Source organism: Pseudomonas silesiensis (assembly GCF_001661075.1).
In the GTDB taxonomy this organism is placed as follows: Bacteria; Pseudomonadota; Gammaproteobacteria; order Pseudomonadales; family Pseudomonadaceae; genus Aquipseudomonas; species Aquipseudomonas silesiensis.
In genome coordinates this window covers 1568941-1589715 of record NZ_CP014870.1, presented here as the reverse complement: position 1 = coordinate 1589715, position 20775 = coordinate 1568941, and the positions used below count along the sequence as shown (strand labels likewise).

General features: G+C 60.8%; 22 protein-coding genes and 1 pseudogene. 11 read left to right on the top strand and 12 right to left on the bottom strand.

Features of this window, described 5'->3' with window-relative positions:
• Nucleotides 1-23 precede the first annotated feature (23 nt).
• Nucleotides 24-137: pseudogene (locus PMA3_RS33015) on the bottom strand (outer membrane lipoprotein carrier protein LolA); the annotation flags it as partial.
• 273 nt (nt 138-410) lie between these two features.
• On the opposite strand from PMA3_RS33015, the gene PMA3_RS07260 reads away from it, so the two are divergent.
• Nucleotides 411-959: an RNA polymerase factor sigma-70 gene (locus PMA3_RS07260; RefSeq protein WP_064676521.1), complete on the top strand. Its 549-nt coding sequence runs from the start codon at nt 411-413 to the stop codon at nt 957-959.
• 151 nt (nt 960-1110) lie between these two features.
• On the opposite strand, the gene PMA3_RS07255 is transcribed toward PMA3_RS07260, so the two are convergent.
• The 3 genes from PMA3_RS07255 to PMA3_RS07245 form a co-directional block, all read right to left on the bottom strand.
• Nucleotides 1111-2124: a GNAT family N-acetyltransferase gene (locus PMA3_RS07255; protein WP_064676520.1), complete on the bottom strand. Its 1014-nt coding sequence runs from the start codon at nt 2122-2124 to the stop codon at nt 1111-1113.
• Between the two features lie 99 nt (nt 2125-2223).
• On the bottom strand, nt 2224-3018 hold the full coding sequence (locus tag PMA3_RS07250; RefSeq protein WP_191637781.1) for a substrate-binding periplasmic protein: 795 nt from the start codon (nt 3016-3018) through the stop codon (nt 2224-2226).
• A 70-nt stretch (nt 3019-3088) separates the two neighbouring features.
• Nucleotides 3089-3736 carry a TetR/AcrR family transcriptional regulator gene (locus tag PMA3_RS07245; RefSeq protein WP_064676519.1) on the bottom strand — a complete coding sequence of 216 codons (648 nt, stop codon included), beginning with the start codon at nt 3734-3736 and terminating at the stop codon, nt 3089-3091.
• 178 nt (nt 3737-3914) lie between these two features.
• Between PMA3_RS07245 and PMA3_RS07240 the strand changes: the two genes are divergently transcribed.
• The 7 genes from PMA3_RS07240 (at nt 3915) to ppnP (ending at nt 12440) form a co-directional block, all read left to right on the top strand.
• Nucleotides 3915-5717 carry an acyclic terpene utilization AtuA family protein gene (locus tag PMA3_RS07240; RefSeq protein ID WP_064676518.1) on the top strand — a complete coding sequence of 601 codons (1803 nt, stop codon included), beginning with the start codon at nt 3915-3917 and terminating at the stop codon, nt 5715-5717.
• 122 nt (nt 5718-5839) lie between these two features.
• Nucleotides 5840-7456, top strand: coding sequence for a geranyl-CoA carboxylase subunit beta (gene atuC / locus PMA3_RS07235; RefSeq protein ID WP_064676517.1), 1617 nt, complete (start codon nt 5840-5842; stop codon nt 7454-7456).
• Between the two features lie 26 nt (nt 7457-7482).
• On the top strand, nt 7483-8640 hold the full coding sequence (gene atuD, locus PMA3_RS07230; protein ID WP_064676516.1) for a citronellyl-CoA dehydrogenase: 1158 nt from the start codon (nt 7483-7485) through the stop codon (nt 8638-8640).
• Nucleotides 8637-9434, top strand: a complete 798-nt coding sequence (locus tag PMA3_RS07225) for an enoyl-CoA hydratase/isomerase family protein (RefSeq protein WP_064676515.1) — start codon at nt 8637-8639, stop codon at nt 9432-9434. Before atuD ends, PMA3_RS07225 begins: the two co-directional genes overlap by 4 nt.
• A 70-nt stretch (nt 9435-9504) precedes the next feature.
• The gene (locus PMA3_RS07220; protein ID WP_064676514.1) at nt 9505-11472 is read left to right on the top strand and encodes an acetyl/propionyl/methylcrotonyl-CoA carboxylase subunit alpha; all 1968 of its coding nucleotides are present in this window, start codon (nt 9505-9507) and stop codon (nt 11470-11472) included.
• 71 nt (nt 11473-11543) lie between these two features.
• Nucleotides 11544-12086, top strand: coding sequence for a 3'-5' exonuclease (locus PMA3_RS07215; protein WP_064676513.1), 543 nt, complete (start codon nt 11544-11546; stop codon nt 12084-12086).
• A gap of 69 nt (nt 12087-12155) precedes the next feature.
• The gene (ppnP, locus tag PMA3_RS07210) at nt 12156-12440 is read left to right on the top strand and encodes a pyrimidine/purine nucleoside phosphorylase (protein ID WP_054614024.1); all 285 of its coding nucleotides are present in this window, start codon (nt 12156-12158) and stop codon (nt 12438-12440) included.
• A gap of 67 nt (nt 12441-12507) precedes the next feature.
• Here ppnP and PMA3_RS07205 read toward each other — a convergent pair whose 3' ends face one another.
• The 3 genes from PMA3_RS07205 to yegS form a co-directional block, all read right to left on the bottom strand.
• Nucleotides 12508-13314 carry an MOSC domain-containing protein gene (locus PMA3_RS07205; protein ID WP_064676512.1) on the bottom strand — a complete coding sequence of 269 codons (807 nt, stop codon included), beginning with the start codon at nt 13312-13314 and terminating at the stop codon, nt 12508-12510.
• Between the two features lie 201 nt (nt 13315-13515).
• Nucleotides 13516-14454: a chemotaxis protein CheV gene (locus tag PMA3_RS07200; RefSeq protein WP_064676511.1), complete on the bottom strand. Its 939-nt coding sequence runs from the start codon at nt 14452-14454 to the stop codon at nt 13516-13518.
• Between the two features lie 119 nt (nt 14455-14573).
• Nucleotides 14574-15488, bottom strand: coding sequence for a lipid kinase YegS (gene yegS / locus PMA3_RS07195; RefSeq protein WP_064676510.1), 915 nt, complete (start codon nt 15486-15488; stop codon nt 14574-14576).
• A gap of 228 nt (nt 15489-15716) precedes the next feature.
• On the opposite strand from yegS, the gene PMA3_RS07190 reads away from it, so the two are divergent.
• Entirely contained in the window at nt 15717-16028 is a 312-nt protein-coding gene (locus PMA3_RS07190; RefSeq protein WP_064676509.1) for a hypothetical protein, read from the top strand.
• A 107-nt stretch (nt 16029-16135) separates the two neighbouring features.
• Here PMA3_RS07190 and PMA3_RS07185 read toward each other — a convergent pair whose 3' ends face one another.
• A complete protein-coding gene (locus tag PMA3_RS07185) occupies nt 16136-17362 on the bottom strand; it encodes a molybdopterin molybdotransferase MoeA (protein WP_064676508.1) in 1227 nt (408 codons plus the stop codon).
• Nucleotides 17346-17885, bottom strand: a complete 540-nt coding sequence (gene moaB / locus PMA3_RS07180) for a molybdenum cofactor biosynthesis protein B (RefSeq protein ID WP_064676507.1) — start codon at nt 17883-17885, stop codon at nt 17346-17348. Before moaB ends, PMA3_RS07185 begins: the two co-directional genes overlap by 17 nt.
• An 81-nt stretch (nt 17886-17966) precedes the next feature.
• On the opposite strand from moaB, the gene mobA reads away from it, so the two are divergent.
• Together mobA and PMA3_RS07170 are read left to right on the top strand one after the other, a co-directional pair.
• Nucleotides 17967-18569 carry a molybdenum cofactor guanylyltransferase MobA gene (gene mobA / locus PMA3_RS07175; RefSeq protein ID WP_064676506.1) on the top strand — a complete coding sequence of 201 codons (603 nt, stop codon included), beginning with the start codon at nt 17967-17969 and terminating at the stop codon, nt 18567-18569.
• 79 nt (nt 18570-18648) lie between these two features.
• Complete coding sequence (locus PMA3_RS07170) at nt 18649-18870, top strand: YgdI/YgdR family lipoprotein (RefSeq protein ID WP_064676505.1); 222 nt, start codon at nt 18649-18651, stop codon at nt 18868-18870.
• 83 nt (nt 18871-18953) lie between these two features.
• Here the strand turns inward: PMA3_RS07170 and PMA3_RS07165 are convergent, their stop codons facing one another.
• From PMA3_RS07165 to PMA3_RS07155, 3 genes are all read right to left on the bottom strand, one after another.
• Nucleotides 18954-19844 carry a pseudouridine synthase gene (locus PMA3_RS07165; RefSeq protein ID WP_064676504.1) on the bottom strand — a complete coding sequence of 297 codons (891 nt, stop codon included), beginning with the start codon at nt 19842-19844 and terminating at the stop codon, nt 18954-18956.
• 66 nt (nt 19845-19910) lie between these two features.
• Complete coding sequence (locus PMA3_RS07160) at nt 19911-20231, bottom strand: hypothetical protein (protein ID WP_064680629.1); 321 nt, start codon at nt 20229-20231, stop codon at nt 19911-19913.
• 161 nt (nt 20232-20392) lie between these two features.
• Nucleotides 20393-20629 carry a glutaredoxin family protein gene (locus tag PMA3_RS07155; protein ID WP_064676503.1) on the bottom strand — a complete coding sequence of 79 codons (237 nt, stop codon included), beginning with the start codon at nt 20627-20629 and terminating at the stop codon, nt 20393-20395.
• Nucleotides 20630-20775: the final 146 nt, after the last annotated feature.

Here is a 20775-nt window from a genome sequence, read left to right as displayed (position 1 = left end):
GGGGTTTCCTGCCTGAATTCGGCTGTAGGAGCGAGCTTGCTCGCGAAGAACCGGAGAACGCCGCGGGGTGTCAGGTGCCCATCGTCATCGTTAACGACCTTCGCGAGCGAGCTCGCTCCTACAGGGGTATGAGGGATTGCGCTGTGCTATTCACCAATGAGAACGGATGACGTCCGCAAATAATTAGTCGACTGGCCGGATCGCCAGCGCCGCTGCGGCATTGCAAGGGAGCGTCGCAAGCGCGCGAGCGCAACAGCGTGTCGCAGTTCTCACTTCGCACCTTTGGGGAGCATTAATTCTCTTTCTCAATTGACAATCATTATCATTCAGCATAATTTGTCGCTCGATGTGTAGGACGGCACCGGTGTTCCCGGGCGTCCCACTAACCTATTTGCAGCAGGGTGATTTCCATGACGGAACAAGTGTCCACAAGCAGGTGCGATTCACCGCTACTTCAGGCATTCGTCGACAATCGACTGATTCTGGTCAAGATTGCAGCCCGGATCACCGGCTGCCGCTCGCGTGCCGAAGACGTGGTACAGGACGCATTCTTCCGCCTGCAGTCGGCGCCGCAGATCACGTCTTCGTTCAAGGCTCAACTCAGCTACCTGTTCCAGATCGTGCGCAACCTGGCGATCGATCACTACCGTAAGCAGGCGCTGGAGCAGAAATATTCAGGGCCAGAGGAAGAAGGCCTGAACGTGGTGATCCCGGGCGCTTCGCCGGAAACCTCGCACATGAACTTCTCGACCCTGGAAAACATAGCCGACGCGCTGACGGAGTTGCCCAGCCGCACCCGTTACGCTTTCGAGATGTACCGCCTGCATGGCGTGCCGCAGAAAGACATCGCCAAGGAACTCGGGGTCTCGCCGACCCTGGTGAACTTCATGATTCGCGATGCGCTGGTGCACTGCCGGAAGGTGTCGGGGAGTCGGGTGGATACCTTTGCCCGCCGTTGATATCTGAAATTTTCGTCGCCCCCATCGCGAGCAGGCTCGCTCCCACAATTGATCTCTGGCGTACACAAATTGCCTGTACGCAGGAAATCCACTGTGGGAGCTTGCTCGCGAAGGCGGACTCAAGACCGAAAAAGGTCTTGAGCCTTACGCCTCAAGCCAACTCACACCGCTCAAAAAACCGCTCCCGCCCCAACACCATCAACGCCGCACGCTTATGCGGAAAATCAAACTCTTTCTCGCAATAAAAGCCCTGGCCCTGCATATACCCGATCATCTTGCCGTTGTCGGCCCGAGGCTCGGCAACCACTCGTTGGGTACGCGGATCATCGAGCAACAGGTAATGCACCAGCGCCGATAACCAGCTCGCCACCTTGTGCGGGCCGCGGTGATGTTCTTCACCGACCAGCATATGAATACCCCGGTCGTAATCATGCGCTTCATAAAAAGGCGCGATGCGATCTTCCTTGGCCCAATAGGCCTCGAAATAGGCAAACGGCTGATCATCGAAACAGCCGATCAGGGTCAGGGTGTGGGGATCGGCCTCGAGTTTGTCCAGGTACTCGCGATGCTGCTCGAGACTGCCCTCCTCCTGCCAGAAACTCGCGACCCGCGCACTGTTCTGCCAACGATTGAACCGCTCAAGATCATGGTCGATGTCCAGCGTGCGCAGGGAAATCCACGCGCCCAACCGGGCATCGAAACGTCGATACACCTCGCCCCGAGGTTTCACTGGTCGCAACGGATGACGTTTGCCGCTACTGATGACCATTTGCTGCGGATAGCTGCTGGCCAGAGATTGCCCGAGCCAGGGTTGCGGCAACTGCCAGAACAGCGTGCGTTCGCAGCGATACTGGCCCGAGGTACCGGTGGCGACCAGCAAGCCGTTGCGCAAGGCATCAACAGGGACTTCATCCAGCTGCCAGGTCAGGCGCTGACAGGCAGGATCGCGGGCAAACAGCCAATAACAGGCTGTGTGCAGCGCATCGCCATCGGGGTGGTCGAAGCCTTGCTCCAGCTGCACCAACAGTTCGGGCTCACTGGCCAGATGCAACCTGATCAGCGGCTCTCCGTCCAGGTCGAGGCTCAGCCGGCTTTCGGTTTCATCAGCTACGAGACGACTGCCGGTGGGCAACGCCAGGGCAGTCAGGTCATTCGGAATGGACATGGGTCGGGCTCACGTTAATCGTCGACAGTTCAACGAGGTGACGTGAGCCAAGGCGAGAAATTTAAGAGAAGTCGCTCAATTGCGACCTGTGGCGCGATTTCAGTTACCGGGCACCGGCACCACGGCAATTCTGTACGGTTCAAAAATCTTCAGCATCTGGCCGTTCTCGCGCAAGTCTTGCAGCAACTCGCCAAATGCAGCGCCACTGATGGGCGCCGTCGGGCGGAGGATGGCGTAGTGGTGATAGATCTGGTCGACCCGCTGCGACACCAGCAACTGATCGGCGACCTGCTGGTTGCGCAGCAGGTAGTCGCTTAAATACGAGCGCGTCACGAGGGCAATGTCCGCTCGCCCGCGCAGCACCATCAACAGGTTGCTGTCATGGGAATAGGTCAGCGTGGCGTTGTAGTTCTGCGCGAGAAATTTCGGGTCGGCATTGAAATTGGAAAATTCGTAGTGATAGCCGCTGAACAGCGCCAGGCGTTTACCGGCGAGATTGGCAAAATAGCTTTGCTGACGGCCGGGCTCGCGTTGCGCTACAAAAATCTCGGCGTCTTCCAGGCCCATGTCGACGGTGATGTGGGGAATGTCCTTCCAGCCCCAGTCCGGGTTCTCGAAGATCGCCATGTCCACCCGGGCTTGTTTGAAGTCACCGAAGCGTCGGGGAATGGAAGTCGGCACCAGGACAAATTGATAGTCGCTTTGCAAGGCATTGAGCGCCTCGACCAATTGCGGCAACAGGCCCGTGTCGGCACCGGTTTCCGGGCGCACCGTGTAGGGCGGGAAATGCGCGGCGCCAATGCGCACCAGTTGCGCAGCCTGGGATGGCACTATCCATAATGACGAAAGCGCCGCCAGTAAAACTACCGAGGCCGTCCGAATTGGCGATGACATCAAACAACCCACTCCCAAGAAAATACGCTTGAATGCATTCAAGTCAGGTGGTTTCAGCCACTTCACCAGTCTAGTCGTGTTTCGGACAATCCTGATGTTTCTCTGCCAGCACCAGAATCAACGCTTCATCGGCCAATTGATCGAGGCTCAGGCTGCCGCCGGCGCGAAACCAGGTGGTGGTCCAGGACAGTGCACCGGTCAGGAACCGCCGGGTAATGAACACATCGCCGCGGATAAACCCGGCGTCCTTGGCCTCCCCCAGCACCTGCAGCCACAGATCTTCGTAGATGTCGCGCAGGGCCAGCACCTGCGCCTGCCCTGCTTCGGAGAGCGAACGCCATTCATACACCAGCACCGCCATGGCCTCGCCGCTGCCGCCCATGATCGACTGCAATTCGCACCGAATCAGTGCCAGCACCCGCTCGCGCACGCTGGTAGCCTCGGCCAGTTCCGCGCGCATCAACGCCGTGTTATAGCGAATGGTCTCCTCCATCACCGCCCGCAGGATCTCGTCCTTGCTTTTGAAGTGATGAAAAATACTGCCGGACTGGATGCCGACGGCACTGGCCAGATCACGCACGGTGGTGCGCTCGTAGCCTTTGTTGCGAAACAGGTGGGCCGCCACTTGCAGCAGATTGCCGCGGGCGCTGTCCGGGTCGGTCAATTGGCCGTTGTCGACCAATTCGCGCATCACCCTAAGGGCTTTTTGCTCGTCCACCCATTCTCTCCTACAGTCGATCAATCCAAGACGCCGCTCACCGCGAAACCAGCGGGTTGCGCGGGCAATTTAAGCTGGCGGGGGGCCACCAAGCAAGCGCTCGGGCAGAAGATAGTTTAGCCGTTTACAAACCAAGCGCTTGCTTGGTAGTCTCGATGTTCTTCTGACGGAGGTGGCTATGGCGTTGACGGGCTCCAAAACACTTCGCATCGGTTGCGCCAGCGCCTTCTGGGGCGACACCTCCACCGCCGCCGCGCAACTGGTGACAGGGGGGCGCCTGGACTATCTGGTGTTCGACTACCTGGCCGAGGTCACGATGTCGATCATGGCCGGCGCACGGATGAAAGACCCCCGGGCCGGTTACGCCAGCGACTTCATCGAAATCCTCAGCCCGCTGCTCGCTCAGCTCGCCGAACAGAACATTCGCGTCATCAGCAATGCCGGCGGGGTCAACCCACACGCTTGCGCCGCTGCCCTGCAGGCAGCCTGCGACCAGGCCGGGGTGGCGCTGAAAATCGCCGTGCTGCTGGGTGACGACCTGCAACCGCAGTTCAAACAGCTGAGCGGCCTTGGCCTGCAGGAAATGTTCAGCGGCGCCCCCCTGCCACCGATGTTCGTCTCGACCAACGCCTACCTCGGCGCGCCGGGCATAGTCGAGGCGCTGCGCCTGGGCGCGGACATCGTGATTACCGGGCGCGTAGTCGACAGCGCCGTGGTCAGTGCCGCGCTGGTGCACGAATTCGGCTGGTCCTGGCACGACTACGACAAACTCGCCCAGGCGGCGCTGGCTGGCCACCTCATCGAATGCGGCGCCCAGTGCACCGGTGGCAACTTCACCGATTGGCGCGATGTGCCCAACTACGAACATATCGGCTTTCCCATCGTTGAAGTCAGCGCCGACAGCCAGTTCATCGTCAGCAAACCCGAAGGCTCCGGCGGCCTGGTCACGCCACTGACCGTCGGTGAGCAATTGCTGTATGAAATCGGCGACCCGCAGGCTTATCTGCTGCCAGACGTGGTCTGTGATTTCACTCAGGTCAAACTGGTGCAACAAGGCAAGAACGCGGTTCAGGTGCACGGCGCCAAGGGCTTGCCACCGACCGGTCAGTACAAGGTCAGCGCGACTTACCCGGACGGTTTCCGTTGCACCGCCAGTTGCCTGATCGCCGGGATCGATGCGGTCGACAAGGCGCGCCGGGTCAGCGCAGCGATCATCGACAAGACCGCGCAAATGTTCAGCCAGCGCGGCTGGGCACCTTACACTGAGGTCAACATCGAACTGCTGGGCAGCGAGGCCACCTATGGTCCCCATGGCCAGCGCCAGGACAGCCGCGAAGTGGTGATCAAGCTCGCCGTACGCCATCCGGACAAACAGGCACTGACCCTGTTCTCCCGGGAAATCGCCCAGGCCGCCACCGGCATGGCGCCGGGGCTGACCGGGATCGTCGGCGGGCGACCGACCGTGTATCCGCTGATCCGGCTGTTCTCGTTCCTCATCGACAAAAGCGCCTGTCCCCTGCAGATCGACCTCGCCGGCCAGCGCCATCCGTGTGCCCTGCCCGCCGTCGACAGACTCGACACCGCGAATTTGCCCATCCCCCTGGACCCGCCCAAACCCACCGGCCTGGCCGACGCCAGCGTCCCCCTGATCAAGCTCGCGGTGGCGCGCTCCGGCGACAAGGGCAATCACAGCAATATCGGGGTCATGGCGCGCGACCCCGACTACCTGCCATGGATCGCCGAAGCCTTGACCCCGGAAGTGATCGTCGACTGGATGAGCCATGTCCTCGACCCGGTCCATGGGCGAGTCGAGCGCTGGTACCTGCCCGCCACCCACAGCCTTAACTTTCTGCTGGAAAATGCTCTGGGTGGAGGCGGTGTGGCCAGCCTGCGCATCGATCCGCAAGGCAAGGCTTTTGCCCAACAACTGCTGGACATCCAGATTCCGGTGCCGCAGCACATCGCCGACCAGGTCAACTAGAGGACAGCCGCCGTGGCCCACGATTCGATCTTCAAAACCGATGTGTTTGCCGGCCAACACAATCCGGTCAGCCAACTGATCCGCAAGCGCGGCCCGATGTGCTCAAGAACAAGGAACAAGCCATGCCGGTGATCCAGTCGCAAGTGGACCCCTGCAGCGCCCCGTTCGCCCGCAATCGTGCGGCGATGCTGGTGGGCATCGAGCACGTCCGCCAGCTCGAACAGAACCTGCTGGATAAAGCCGCCCAGGCCAAAGCCAGGTTCGAGAAGCGCGGCCAACTGCTGCCCCGCGAACGCCTCAACCTGCTGCTCGACCCCGGTGCCCCCTTCCTCGAACTGGCGAGCCTGGCCGGCTACAAGTTGCACGACGACAAGGATGGCAGCTCGGCCGGTGGCGGCCTGATCGCCGGGATCGGTTATGTGTCCGGGGTGCGGGTGCTGGTGGTGGCGAACAACAGTGCGATCAAGGGGGGGACCATTTCCCCCAGCGGTCTGAAAAAATCCCTGCGCCTGCAACAGATCGCCATGGAAAACAAACTGCCGGTGATCACACTTGCCGAAAGCGGCGGCGCCAACCTCAATTACGCGGCGGAGATTTTCGTCGAGGGCGCGCGCAGCTTTGCCAACCAGGCGCGGATGTCGGCCATGGGCCTGCCACAGATCACCGTGGTTCACGGTTCGGCGACCGCTGGCGGGGCGTATCAACCGGGGCTGTCGGATTACGTCGTGGTGGTGCGCGGCAAGGCCAAGCTGTTTCTGGCTGGCCCGCCGCTGCTCAAGGCGGCCACCGGCGAAATCGCCACGGATGAAGAACTGGGTGGCGCCCGGATGCACGCGCAAATCGCCGGCACCGCTGAATACCTGGCCGAGAACGATGCCGATGGCGTGCGCCAGGTGCGGGAGATCGTCCGGTTGTTGCCCTGGAATTCCCGGCTGCCTTCAACGGTGGCGCGACACTGGGAAGAACCGCTCTACCCCATCGATGAACTGTTGGGGCTGATCCCGGACGATCCGAAAAAACCTTACGACGTGCGTGAAATCATCGCACGGGTTGCCGACGGTTCGAACTTCCTCGAATTCAAGGGCGAGTTCGATCAGCAAACCGTCTGCGGTCATCTGCAGATCCAGGGCCGCGCCTGTGGCTTCATCGGCAACAACGGCCCGATCACCCCCAAGGGTGCGAGCAAGGCGGCGCAGTTCATCCAGCTCTGCGACCAGAGCCAGGCGCCGTTGCTGTTTTTCCACAACACCACCGGGTTCATGGTCGGCACCGAAGCGGAACAACAAGGCGTGATCAAGCACGGCGCCAAGATGATCCAGGCGGTGGCCAATGCCCGGGTGCCGAAACTGACCATTGTCGTCGGCGGCTCCTATGGCGCCGGCAATTACGCGATGTGCGGCCGCGGCCTCGACCCGCGCTTCATCTTTGCCTGGCCCAACAGCCGCACCGCGGTCATGGGTGGCGCCCAGGCCGGCAAAGTGTTGCGGATCGTCACCGAAGCCAAACAGCTCAAGGACGGGTTGGTGCCCGATCCGACAATGCTCGACATGCTGGAGAAGGTCACCGCGCAAAAGCTCGACAGCCAGTCGACCGCGCTGTATGGCAGTGCCAGTCTGTGGGACGACGGGTTGATCGATCCGCGGGATACCCGGACGTTGCTCGGGTACTTGCTGGATATTTGTCATGAAGCCGAAGTGCGATCACTGCAAGCCAACAGTTTTGGCGTAGCCCGCTTCTAAGGGCGATCAGAGGAGAACAATAAAAAATGATCTTCACCCAGGAACACGAAGCACTGCGCCGCACCGTCCGCCAATTCGTCGACCACGAGATCAACCCTCACGTCGAGGAATGGGAAAGGGCCGGGCGCTTTCCCATCCACGAGGTTTTCCGCAAGGCTGGCGAGCTCGGCTTGCTGGGGATCTCCAAGCCGGAAAAATTCGGTGGCATGGGGCTCGACTACAGCTACTCGATCGTCGCCGCCGAAGCGTTCGGCACTATTCATTGCGGCGGCATCCCGATGTCCATCGGGGTGCAGACCGACATGTGCACCCCGGCGCTGGCGCGTTTCGGTTCCGATGAACTGCGCGAAGAATTCCTCCGCCCGGCGATCACCGGCGAGCAGGTCGGCTGCATCGGCGTCTCCGAAGTCGGCGCCGGTTCCGACGTGGCGGGATTGAAAACCAGCGCCCGCAAGGACGGCGATGACTACGTGATCAATGGCGCCAAGATGTGGATCACCAATTCGCCGAGCGCCGATTTCATGTGCCTGCTGGCCAACACCTCGGACGACAAACCGCACCTCAACAAATCGCTGATCATGGTGCCGATGAACAGCCCCGGGATCAGCCTCGGTTCGAACCTGGACAAGCTCGGCATGCGCAGTTCGGAAACCGCCCAGGTGTTTTTCGACAACGTGCGCGTACCGCAACGCAACCGCATCGGCCACGAAGGCGCGGGCTTCATGATGCAGATGCTGCAGTTCCAGGAAGAACGCCTGTTCGGCGCGGCCAACATGATCAAGGGTCTGGAATACTGCATCGACAGCACCATCGAGTACTGCAAGGAGCGCAAGACCTTCGGCAACGCACTGATCGACAACCAGGTGATTCACTTCCGCCTGGCCGAGCTGCAAACCGAAATCGAATGCCTGCGAGCCTTGGTCTATCAGGCCACCGAGCAATACATCAAAGGCCAGGACGTCACCCGCCTGGCGTCGATGGCCAAACTCAAGGCCGGTCGCCTGGGCCGCGAAGTCAGCGACAGTTGCTTGCAATACTGGGGCGGCATGGGCTTCATGTGGGACAACCCGGTGGCCCGGGCCTACCGCGATGTGCGGCTGGTGTCGATCGGCGGCGGGGCCGACGAGATCATGCTGGGGATCATCTGCAAACTCATGGGCATCCTGCCGGGGAAAAAACAATGAGCACCTTGCCGGTTTGCCAGACCCTGCTGCTGGAACTGCACAACGGCGTCCTGCACATCACCCTCAACCGCCCCGACAGCCGTAACGCCATGAGCCTGCAGATGGTCGGCGAACTGCGCGCGGTGCTGACAGCGGTACACGAAGACCGGACGGTGCGTGCGCTGGTCATCGGCGGTGCCGGCGGACATTTCTGTGCCGGCGGCGACATCAAGGACATGGCCCACGCCCACGTTCAAGGCCCCACCGCCTGCCGAGAATTGAACCGTGCGTTCGGCACGCTGCTGCAAGCCGTGCAGCACGCGCCACAAGTGGTCATCACGGTGCTGCAAGGCGCGGTGCTCGGCGGTGGCTTGGGCCTGGCCTGCGTCAGCGACGTCGCCCTGGCCGATCATCAGGCGCAATTCGGCCTGCCGGAAACCAGTCTCGGTTTGCTGCCCGCGCAGATCGCGCCGTTCGTGGTCCAGCGCATCGGCCTGACCCAGGCTCGTCGGCTCGCCCTGACGGCGGCGCGCTTCGATGGCACCCAGGCCAAGCGGATCGGCCTGGTGCATTTTGTCGAACATGACGCGCAAGCTCTCGCCGAACGGCTCGAGGAGGTGTTGGCCCATGTGTTGTGCTGCGCACCGGAGGCTAATGCGCGGACCAAGCAGCTGTTGCTGGCGAGTGCGGGGCAGCCGGCGGATGCGTTGCTCGATGAAGCGGCCGGGTGGTTCAGCGACGCGGTGACCGGGGCTGAAGGGGTCGAGGGGACCCAGGCTTTTGTGCAAAAGCGCAAGCCGGGATGGGCCCTGTAGGAGCGAGGCTTGCCCGCGAAGAGGCCCTCAAAATCACCGCAAAACCACCGCAAAACCAAGGGACCAGACCATGCCCGGATTCAGCAAAATCCTCATCGCCAACCGCGGTGAAATCGCCTGCCGCATCCAGCGCACCGCCCAAACCCTGGGCTATCGCACCGTCGCCGTTTTCAGCGAAGCCGACGCCGATGCCCTGCACGTGCAGATGGCCGACGAAGCGGTGAACATCGGCCCGGCACCGGTACAGCAGTCTTACCTGAACATCCCGGCAATCATCGACGCCGCCCGCCGCACCGGAGCCGACGCGATCCACCCCGGCTACGGTTTCCTCTCGGAAAACGCCGGTTTCGCCCTCGCCTGCCAGCACGCCGGCATCACCTTCATCGGCCCCAGCCCCGACGCGATCGAGTTGATGGGCAGCAAACGCCTGTCGAAACTCGCCATGCTCAAGGCCGGCGTGCCCTGCATAAAAGGCTATCAGGGCGCCGAACAGGATGATGCGACCCTGAGTCGCGAAGCCGGGCGCATTGGTTACCCGCTGATGATCAAGGCCAGTGCCGGCGGTGGCGGGCGCGGCATGCGCCTGGTCCAGGACGCCGCTGATCTGCTGGAGCAGATCCGCAGCGCACGCTCCGAAGCGCTGCACGGGTTTGGCAGTGACGAGCTGATCCTCGAACAGGCGTTGATCGATCCCCGGCACGTCGAGGTTCAGCTATTCGGCGACCGGCACGGCAACCTGATCTACCTTGGCGAGCGCGACTGTTCGATCCAGCGTCGCCATCAGAAAGTCATCGAAGAAGCGCCCTGCCCGGTGATGACCACCGAACTGCGCCAGGCCATGGGTGAGGCAGCGCTCAAGGCGGGGCGCGCGGTGAGTTATGTCGGCGCTGGCACCGTGGAATTCCTGCTGGATGCCAATGGACAGTTTTACTTTCTGGAGATGAACACCCGGTTGCAGGTGGAAAACCCGGTGACCGAATTGATCACCGGCCTAGACTTGGTGGCCTGGCAGCTGCAGGTTGCCGCAGGGATGCCACTGCCGCTGCGTCAGGAGCAACTGCAACTCAACGGCCATGCCATGGAAGTGCGCCTGTATGCCGAAGACCCGGCCCAGGGGTTTCTGCCCCAGACCGGGCGCATCGCAACCTGGGAGCCCGCCTTGCAGGACGGCGTGCGGATCGACCATGGCCTGATCGAAGGCCAGGGCATCAGCGCCTTCTACGACCCGCTGCTGGGCAAGCTCATCGCCCACGGCGCCACCCGCGAAGAAGCCCGGCGCAAGTTGTTGCGCGCCGTGCAGGACAGCGTGTTGCTGGGCGTACAGAGCAATCAGCGCCTGCTCGCCAGCTTGCTGCAACACCCCCGGTTCGTCAGCGGCGAGTTCGATACCGGCTTCATCCCCAGGTATTTTGCCGACCATGACTGCCTGCGTTCCCCGGTACCCTCAGCTGAAGAACTGGCGATCGCAGCCGCCCTGCTTTATCAGGCATCGGCGCAGGCTCACCACGCGCCCCTGGCCGGTTGGCGCAACAATGCCAGTGTGCCGTTGCACTATCGCATCGGCCTGGAAGACCAGCATTGGCCGGTGCAATTGCACGCAGTGCCTGGCGAACCCTACCGGATTCAAGTCGCCACCCGGACCCTCGACTTGAAGGTTGTGCAGTGCGACGGACGCTGGGCCACCCTGGAAATCGATGGCATCCGCCAACGTCATGCCTATCGTCTCGAACCCGCACAACTCTGGCTGTTCACCCGGCCCGGCAGCCTGCGACTGGTGGATCGAACCCAGGCCCTGGCCGGCAGTCAGGCCAGCGTCAGCGTCAGCTCCGGCACGCTCAAGGCACCGATGGACGGTGCGATCGTCGATGTGCTGGTCGCTGAAGGCAGCCCGGTCAGTAAAGGTCAGTTGTTGGTGGTGCTGGAGGCCATGAAAATGGAGCATCCCCTCAAGTCAGGCATCGACGGCGTGCTCAAACGCTTGCAGGTCAGGGTCGGCGACCAGGTGAAAAATCGTCAGATATTGTTGGAGGTCGAATAAGCCGCTAGGCGGATCCGCCAGGTTTGGCTACGCTCAAGCGCTATCAGGACGCGGATACTAGGAACCCTGCGATGCCTCACTGGCTGGTCATTGATCTGGAGGCCACCACCGATGAGGGTGGCTGGCCAGTAACGGAAATGGAAATCATTGAAATCGGTGCCACGCTGGTGGATCGCAAGGGGCGAGAACTGGATTCATTCCAGCGCTTCGTGCGGCCACTGCGGCGGCCCTTGCTGACACCGTTCTGCCGGGAATTGACCCACATCACCCAGGCCAACGTCGATGGGGCCGAGCCGCTCGGCGAAGTCTGGCCGTCGTTCGAACGCTGGCTCGACCAGCATCAGGCGCGGCTGGAAGGCTGGGCCAGCTGGGGCGACTACGACCGCAAACAACTGGTGCAGGAATGGCAGCACCTGCAACTCGACAGCATCCTGAGCCGGGTGCCACACATGAACCTCAAGCAGCGCTTTGCCAAGGCCCGTCGGCTGGAACGCCCCCTGGGGCTCAACGGCGCCCTGCAACTGGCGGGCATGCAATTCATCGGGCAGCAACACCGGGCGCTGGAGGATGCGCGCAATACTGCACGCCTTCTACCCTTGGTTTTCCCCGCCTAGAGCGTGACGGCGCCAAGGGCCTTGTGCATACTGGCCAGCCTTTTTCAGCCCTTTTTCGAGGAATCGCCCATGTTTAAAGTCAACGAGTACTTCGACGGCACCGTCAAGTCGATCGCCTTTGGCACCGCAGAAGGTCCGGCGACCATCGGCGTCATGGCGCCGGGCGAATATGAGTTCGGCACCAGCCAGCGTGAAATCATGCATGTGGTGACCGGCGCCCTGACCGTCAAACTGCCCGACAGCAGCGATTGGGAAACCTTCGCCGCGGGCAGCCAGTTCAACGTACCCGCCAACAGCAAGTTCCAGTTGAAAGTGGCTGTCGACACCGCTTACCTGTGCGAATACCGCGGCTAAACCCCAGGGTTTCCTGGCGCAAAAAAATGCCCGTGTCCCAGGACACGGGCATTTTTAATTGTCGCGATTATTCCAGGATCGTCACCGGCATGCCGACTTCGAGCTGGCCATTGCCATCATTGACCAGATTCTGGCCGAACATGGCGCCCTCTTCCTGGGCCCGGTATTTCTGCAAAGTCGCCAGAGGTTCACGATCATCGCTGCGTAGGCCGGTTTGCGGGTCGACGGTGGTCAGGATGCAGCGCGAACAAGGCTTGACCACGCGAAACTCGACATCGCCGATACGGATACGCTTCCAGCTATCTTCGGCGTAGGCGTGCGTGCCCTCGATCACCAGATTCGGACGAAAACGCAGCATCTCCAGCTCTTGCCCGACTTTTTGCGAGAGATCCTCAAGGGACGCCTGCCCGATCAGCAACAGCGGAAAGCCGTCGGCGAAAGCCACCCGATCGTCATCCTTGCCGTAGCCCGCCTGGGTGATCCGCGCGCGCTCGAGCGGTATTTGCACCAGGCGAGTCGGCTTGCCAATGAATTCACTGACCCAGGCCCCTGCCTCATCACCGGCATCGGGCACCCGCAAACTGTCGCGAAAGATGGTGACGCCCCGCAGTTCAGCGTCATTGCCAGGCAAGGCGATATCAATCGGTGAGCGGCCCGGCGCCCCAAGGGTCAAGCCGCCTTGGGCGTTCCACAACGCCGACAGCTGACTCATCTGCCCCACTACGCGCTGGCTCAGGAACCGCCCGCTGGCCTCGTCCACCAACATCCAGCGTCGATCCCCCTCCAGCCCAAGCTTGTCCAGGCCGGCCTGCTGCAGGATCTCACCCTTGCCGGATTTCAACGGATAACGATAAAGCGCGCTCAAACGCAGCATGGCCAGCTCCCTGGAGGGTGAAAAACGCCACCCTATACGACCTTGATCGGCGAATCAAAGGCTGAGAATCGGACGCGGTCAACATGTGGGAGCGGGCTTGCTCGCGAAAGCGGAGTGTCAGTCGACATCAATATCGACTGATCCACCGCCTTCGCGAGCAAGCCCGCTCCCACATATTGATCGCCGATAGCCTTTGAAAGGCTATCCAGCAAGGACCTGGTCGAGCATCAGGCGCTGGCGCACCACGTCGACCAGTTTGTCCGGCTGGAATTTGGAGAGGAAGTTATCGCAGCCGACCTTCTTGACCATCGAGTCGTTGAAGCTGCCGGACAAGGAGGTGTGCAGCACCACATAAAGGCCACGCAGGCGCGGGTCGTTACGGATTTCAGTGGTCAGGCGGTAACCGTCCATTTCCGGCATTTCCGCATCGGTGAAGACCATCAGCAACTTGTCGGTCATGTTCACGCCGGTATCGGCCCAGCCCTTGAGCAGGTTCAACGCCTTCAGGCCGTCGCTGGCCACATGCATCTTCACGCCCAGTTGCCCCAGGGTGTCGCGCAACTGCGAGATCGCCACGTTGGAGTCATCCACCAGCAGCACTTCACGACCCCGGGCGTGTTCCAGCACCGGATCGTCGAGCTTTTCCCGGGACACCTTGGCGTTGTACGGAACAATTTCGGCGAGGACTTTTTCGACGTCGATGATTTCCACCAATTGGTCGTCGACCTTGCTGATAGCGGTCAGGTAGTGCTGGCGACCAGCGCTGGTCGGCGGTGGCAGGATGGCTTCCCAGTTCATGTTGACGATGCGGTCCACGCCCCCGACCAGGAACGCCTGCACCGAACGGTTGTACTCGGTGACGATGATGGTACTGGCAGGGCTTGGCACCAGCGCACGCATACCGATGGCCTGGGACAGGTCGATCACCGGCAGGGTCTGGCCACGCAGATTGATCACGCCGCAGACAAACGGGTGGCGCTGGGGCATCAAGGTCAGTTTGGGCAGTTGCAGCACTTCCTGAACCTTGAACACGTTGATCGCGAACAATTGCCGTCCGGCCAGTCGAAACATGAGAATTTCCAGGCGATTCTCACCCACCAGTTGCGTGCGTTGGTCTACCGTGTCGAGAATGCCGGCCATCAAGGACTCCTGGGTTTGTTCCGATGAATTCACTAAAGGAAGTTATCGGCTGTTCCTCTCGGACCTTGACCCCCAGGTAGAACACCACGACCAGGCATCGCTGCTTGTTACGTCAAACCTTATTGGACCTCAGTCGTTCGAGTACCGCCGAGCAGCGGCGAGTTTTCCGGCAGGTGCACCCGCAGTGCCGCCGCCCGGGCAGAGAACCGCAGACTGTCGCCTTCCAGCGGTTCGCCATCGAGGTTGATATAAAGACCTTCCGCGACCTTGATCTCGACCCAGGGCAATCGGGCGCGCACAAACATGTTGTCGATACCGAAACCGTCAGCCAACAGGGTTTTCAAGGTGCCCACCAGTTCCTGCGGCGCAGGCAGGATGCTGATATCCAGCAGGCCATCGTCGGCCAGTGCATCCGGGCACAACACATGCCCACCTCCAGCCTGCCGGCCATTGCCGATACCCAATGCCAGGAGCTCGCCACTCCATTGGAAATCAGGGCCCTGCAACTCGCCGTAGGCCGCATGCAACTCACTGAAGCGAGATAAACCGGTGAATAGATAAGCCGCCCCGCCGAGAATTTTTTTCAGATCCTCCGAGGTATTGGCCGTCACCTGGCTGCCAAAGCCACCCGTGGCCATATTCAAAAATACCTGTCCGCCCACTTCGCCCAGATCGATGGCGCTCGGTGCCGTGTCCAAAAGATCCAGTGCCTGATCAGGCTCCAGTGGCACACCGGCGGCCCGGGCAAAATCATTGGCCGTCCCCAGGGGCATCAATACCAGGCTGGCCTGCGTCGGATGTGCAGCCATGGCCTCGGCGATATCACGCAAGGTGCCATCACCGCCGCCGGCGATGATTTGCCCATAGCCTGCCGCCAATGCCTCTTCCACCAGTCGTTGCGCGTCCCCGGCTTCCCAGGTCAGTCGAACGGCCAGTTCCCAACCCTGTTGGCGCTTGCCCTCGACGGCGGCGCGAACCGACTCGTTGAGCGCCTGCTTGCCATGCAGAATCAATAGCGCCCTGCGTTCGCTCATTGTGCTCACTCCCAAGAAATTGAATTCCGTACGGGAGATATGACCTCACTGCCCTTCAGAAAAGTCGATGGGAATTGAATTAATTCAAATTGAGCCGTCTTGCGCCCTGCAACAAGGAATTTTCTTACAAAACGTTAGGAATCGGCTCAATTGACCAGGCTGCCGTGATTGGTACAACGTGGCGACTGCAATTATCAGTCATCAGCAGAAACAAACAGGGACGTGCCCATGAAAAATCATGACCTCAGGTCACCGCTCATTCCGGTCACACCACTCGCAGAAAAACGTGCCCATCAACAGGCTGAATTAAAAAACAGCGCAGCGCCCACCGCAGGGGTTGCCATCGACCCTCGCGTCACCGAATTGGAGAAGCACCTCCAAAACATTCGTAGAGACATGGATGAAGTGCGTGACAACGTCCAATCCATCAAGCACCGGCTGGTTTATTCGGCTGGCGGAACAGCCGTGGTCCTGGGGCTTCTGGTGTGGATCGGCAATAGCCGTTTCGACCAGCTCGTGACACTGCTTCTGGGTCGATAAGGATTGGCCATGAACGCAAAATCCGCCGGGGTTGAGGTCAACCCGAAAAAGGGCGGCGGACGCAGGGGGCAACCCGGCATGGATGCCGGGTCGGCCGCGCGCGGATCTCAGCCCAGGACTTCACTCAACGGGATAAAGCCGACCCAGTCGCCCTCGACCAGCGTGCGATCTTCCAGCACTTCAACCAGACCATCCGCCCAGGCGGCACTACGCAGCACCCCGGAACTCTGATTCCTGTAGATAATCGCCCGCCCCTTCTCCAGCCGCCCGCGCAAGTACTCGCGCCGATTGCCGGCTTTCGGCCAGTCAAACCCTGCCGGAACCTGAAACTTCAGGGGCTCGACGTCCTTCACGCCCATACGGCGCATCAGATAGGGTCTTGCCAACAGGGCAAAGGTCACCAGGGTCGACGCCGGGTTGCCGGGCAAACCGATCACCGGGACGCCGCGAAAATGCCCGAAAGTCAACGGTTTGCCCGGCTTGATGGCCAGCTTCCACAAGGTCAGCTCGCCCTCTTCCCGCAAGGCGATCCCGAGAAAATCGGCTTCACCGACCGAGACGCCGCCTGTCGATAGGATCAGGTCGACATCTTTCAACTCACCCAGGCGGGCGCGAGTGGTCGCCAGATCGTCAACAAGAATACCGGCATCAATCACTTCACAACCCAGGCGTTGCAACCAGCTGCACAGCAATACCCGATTGCTGTTGTAGATCTGTCCCGGCCCCAGCGCCTGACCCGGCTCAAGCAACTCATCCCCCGTAGACAACACCGCAACGCGAACCTTGCGAATCACCTCCAGCTCTGCGCAACCCAACGAGGCCGCCAACCCCTGCTCGATCGGCCCCAGGCGTGTGCCAGCAGGCAGAATCAGTTCACCGACCGTGGTTTCCTGGCCTTGCGGACGGATGTTTTGTCCCGGGGACATGGATTCGATGAAACGCACGCGTTCATCTGCCTGGACCTCGGCGTTTTCCTGCATCTCGACGCAATCGGCCCCGGCGGGAACCGGCGCTCCGGTAAAGATTCGTGCACAAGTGCCTGGCTCCAAGGGATCCGGAGCCTTGCCTGCGAAAATCTTCTGACTGACCGGCAACGGTTCTCCCGTCCAGTCGGACACGCGCAAGGCATAACCGTCCATGGCACTGTTGGGCCACGGTGGCAGGTCAAGCGTCGACACCAGGTCAGCGGCCAATACCCGGCCCTCTACCTGCGCCAACGGCAAGCGTTCACGCTCGCGAATCGGTGCGGCTTCGGCCATTTCGAGCAAGCGGGCCAGGGCCACCTCGACCGCCATCAGGCTGCCGGTCTTGCCCGGCTTACCCGCGGGATTCACAGGGTGCCGCCTGTTTCAGATGAGGCACGAAATTGCACGGGCGATGCCGCGCATCCAGTTGTTCGGCGAGAATGCCGTCCCAACCGGTACGCACGGCATTGGTCGAACCGGGCAAGCAGCAGACCAGCGTGCCATTGGCCAGACCGGCCAGGGCCCGGGACTGCACGGTCGAGGTGCCGATATCGGCCACCGATATCTGCCGGAACAGCTCACCAAAGCCGTCGACCTGCTTGTCCAGCAGGCAGCTCACGGCTTCAGGGGTGCTGTCGCGCCCGGTAAAACCAGTGCCACCGGTGATCAGCACGACCTGCACGACATCGTCGGCAATCCAGTTGGCGACTTGCGCACGAATTTTGTAAAGGTCATCTTTGAGCAATACCCGGGCCGCCAGGTTGTGGCCGGCGGCAATCAGGCGGTCGACGAAGACCTGGCCTGACGTGTCGGTTTCCAGGGTACGGGTGTCGCTGACCGTCAACACCGCGATGTTGAGCGGTGCAAAAGGTACATCAGCCTTGGCTTTCATAGGCTCGTCCAGTTGTAGGAGAAACAGCCCGGTGTTATATCACAGCGCTTCATTTTTTCGCCGCCCCCATGGAGACCTGCCATGACCTCGACTATGGATTTGCCGCCCTGCTCCATTCTGCTCCTGGCAGGTGGCCGTGGCCAACGCATGGGCGGTCAGGATAAAGGGTTGCTGCAATGGCAGGGTGAACCACTGATTGCTCATCTGCATCGCAAGACCCGAGCATTGACCGATGATCTGATCATCTCCTGCAACAGGAATCCGCAACAGTACGCACCCTACGCCGACCGGCTGGTCCATGATGACGAAGGGGACTTCCCGGGGCCTTTGGCCGGTATCCGCGCTGGCCTGAAGGCTGCCAGGCATGCGCAGCTGATGATATTGCCTTGTGACGTCCCCCGCATTGACGCCGCGTTGCTCCAGGGCATGCGCGAAACCGCCAGTCAGCATCCGGACAAGCCTTTGATGCTGCGCCAGGGCGAACATTGGGAGCCCTTGCTGTGCATCATCCCCGTGGCACTCTCCAGCGCTTTTGAAAGTGCCTGGCACGACGGTGAACGCAGCCCGGGCCGCCTCATGCGCAAGCTGGGAGCCCAGGCCCTTCAATGCCCCGACCATGACCCTCGCCTGGCCAACCTCAATACCCCTGAACTGTTAAGTACTCACAACACTGTGTCAGACTGACACCACCGACGGAACTTGCACTCGTTGCATACGTCTCAAGCTCAGTAACCAAAAGAATTCAAAATTCGGAGACACACCCATGACTCAACGGACCGTTGCCACTTTCATGCTCGCACTGGGCCTCGCCACCCTTGCCGGTTGCGCCTCGCCGACAGTGATCACCTTGAATGACGGTCGCGAAATACAGGCCGTCGACGCACCTAAATACGATGACGAATCAGGTTTCTACGAATTCGAACAACTGGATGGCAAGCATAACCGCGTGAACAAGGACCAGGTGCGTACCGTCAAGGAGTTGTAATCCTTGCGGTGACGACCGGATACTAAAAAGCCCGCTTTATGCGGGCTTTTTCGTGGACACTTTTCGTTCCCAAGAAGCGCTGCTTACCACTGCAGCGTGATCGCGCTTTCGAAGGTTCTTTCCTGCCCGCTCACCGGATCGACAAACCGCAGTCCCTGGGCGAGCAGCTTCAAGGGATTGGCATAATCATCCACGACGCCCTTGAGCACCTGAGGATAGAACGGATCGTTGCAGATGCTCGCGCCCAGGGCGGTCATGTGCACGCGCAATTGATGCTTCTTGCCCGTCACCGGGTACAGCGCATACCGCCACAGATCCCCATTCTTCTCCCGAACCTCGACGGCCGTCTCGGTATTGCTGGGGCCCGGACCTTCCTGCATGCGGAAGAAAGGCTCGCCATCGATGAGCCGGCTCTTGTGCACCAATGGAAAGCACAGGTCAGGCAATGCTTTGGCAATCGCCTCGTAGCGCTTTTCGATCTGCCGTGCGGGAAACAACGACTGATACGCCGACCGGCTCCCAGGGTTGGCTGAAAACAGCACCAGCCCCGCCGTGTGCCGGTCGATGCGGTGCAAGGGCACCAGGTGCGGGTTATCCAGGCGGCGAATCAACCGTCGCAGCAGGGTCTGTTCCACATATTCGCCGGCCGGGGTCACTGGCAGGAAATGCGGTTTGTCCGCCACCACCAGATGATCGTCGGCGTACAGGATCGACTCGACCACAGGGATCGGCTTTTCGTCCGGCACCTCTCGAAAATAGTGGATCCGCAGACCTTCCTTGTACGCCAGATCAAGGGCAATCGGTGCGCCATGCCCGTCGAGGACCCGCCCACGGGCGATCCTGTCCAGCCATTGTTCACGGCCAATGGCGCTGAAGTGTTCACACAGGCAATCGAGCACGGTCTGCCACGACCCCGGCGGCAGGTAGAGCGTGCTGGCCTGGGTGTGTGCTGCAGTAAAAGATGAAATGGACATACGAACGTTCCGACCCTCGATACAAGGCGGCATTATCCGACAGCAGCCGGATAGAACCTAGTGTCCTCAAGCCGGAATGGACCGGGTCTGCGCTGCCGCGTCGGTGAACTCCTTGAGCCAGCGCAATACGTCGACCGCCTCCCAGCGACCCGGATCATACAGGGCATACAACAACCCCTGATAACCCACGACATCCAGCTGCCTGTGATAGCCAGCGCGCTGGAACAAGGCTTCGATTTCGGCGAAGCAGGTGTTGAAATGCAGTTTGTTGAAGGGGGTTTTTCCTTCGGTGACCAGGCCATCCAGACGCAATTCGATGACGGCCTCGCGCACCACGTCCGCCGACATCCGGTTCACGCTGTTCTTCAATTGTTCGACATTGACCAAGTTCATCCCTCTCACTTCGGGGATCGCCTGCCCAATCTCGCAGAAGGGGCGCGTGGCAGGCAACCGGAATAGCTGTATGCACATACAGTAGCCGATTAACCTGCTTTTCGCCAATGGAAGAAACGAACGGCGACGGGTGGGCCGTCGCCGATAGCGTCCGCTCAACGCAAGAACGCCACCACCTGATCGGCACTGAACGGCCAGCCCAGCTCCGCGCCGGTATCCACCCGTCGTAACACCGGAATACGCAGGCTGTAGGCTTCGTACCAGGTTTCGTCTTTAACGATATCCACCAGTTCCACCAGCAGGCCGCGCTCGACAAATTCCATCAGCATGGCTTCGGCCACTTCACACAGATGGCACCCAACGGTGCCGAACAGCTGACATTCAGGAGGCATGACGACAAGACCCGACAAAGTAGGGGTTCATTCTAGGCCGGTGATCAAAAGCCGTCGAGCCAATGAACCACGAGTTCGAGCAACGGTGAATGTCAGGAAATGTCGGCAAACCGCTGACTCAAATCATCTGTGCAGAATGACACTTG

Coding starts and splice junctions, on each gene's coding strand:
- PMA3_RS07200 (WP_064676511.1), bottom strand. CDS start 14,454: ATGGCCGGCATTCTCGACACGGTAGACCAACGCACGCAACTGGTGGGT.
- PMA3_RS07205 (WP_064676512.1), bottom strand. CDS start 13,314: ATGCTGCGTTTGAGCGCGCTTTATCGTTATCCGTTGAAATCCGGCAAG.
- PMA3_RS07240 (WP_064676518.1), top strand. CDS start 3,915: ATGGCGTTGACGGGCTCCAAAACACTTCGCATCGGTTGCGCCAGCGCC.
- PMA3_RS07170 (WP_064676505.1), top strand. CDS start 18,649: ATGACTCAACGGACCGTTGCCACTTTCATGCTCGCACTGGGCCTCGCC.
- ppnP (WP_054614024.1), top strand. CDS start 12,156: ATGTTTAAAGTCAACGAGTACTTCGACGGCACCGTCAAGTCGATCGCC.
- PMA3_RS07220 (WP_064676514.1), top strand. CDS start 9,505: ATGCCCGGATTCAGCAAAATCCTCATCGCCAACCGCGGTGAAATCGCC.
- PMA3_RS07165 (WP_064676504.1), bottom strand. CDS start 19,844: ATGTCCATTTCATCTTTTACTGCAGCACACACCCAGGCCAGCACGCTC.
- atuD (WP_064676516.1), top strand. CDS start 7,483: ATGATCTTCACCCAGGAACACGAAGCACTGCGCCGCACCGTCCGCCAA.
- PMA3_RS07155 (WP_064676503.1), bottom strand. CDS start 20,629: ATGCCTCCTGAATGTCAGCTGTTCGGCACCGTTGGGTGCCATCTGTGT.
- PMA3_RS07225 (WP_064676515.1), top strand. CDS start 8,637: ATGAGCACCTTGCCGGTTTGCCAGACCCTGCTGCTGGAACTGCACAAC.
- PMA3_RS07255 (WP_064676520.1), bottom strand. CDS start 2,124: ATGTCCATTCCGAATGACCTGACTGCCCTGGCGTTGCCCACCGGCAGT.
- mobA (WP_064676506.1), top strand. CDS start 17,967: ATGACCTCGACTATGGATTTGCCGCCCTGCTCCATTCTGCTCCTGGCA.
- PMA3_RS07215 (WP_064676513.1), top strand. CDS start 11,544: ATGCCTCACTGGCTGGTCATTGATCTGGAGGCCACCACCGATGAGGGT.
- moaB (WP_064676507.1), bottom strand. CDS start 17,885: ATGAAAGCCAAGGCTGATGTACCTTTTGCACCGCTCAACATCGCGGTG.
- PMA3_RS07190 (WP_064676509.1), top strand. CDS start 15,717: ATGAAAAATCATGACCTCAGGTCACCGCTCATTCCGGTCACACCACTC.
- PMA3_RS07260 (WP_064676521.1), top strand. CDS start 411: ATGACGGAACAAGTGTCCACAAGCAGGTGCGATTCACCGCTACTTCAG.
- atuC (WP_064676517.1), top strand. CDS start 5,840: ATGCCGGTGATCCAGTCGCAAGTGGACCCCTGCAGCGCCCCGTTCGCC.
- yegS (WP_064676510.1), bottom strand. CDS start 15,488: ATGAGCGAACGCAGGGCGCTATTGATTCTGCATGGCAAGCAGGCGCTC.
- PMA3_RS07250 (WP_191637781.1), bottom strand. CDS start 3,018: ATGTCATCGCCAATTCGGACGGCCTCGGTAGTTTTACTGGCGGCGCTT.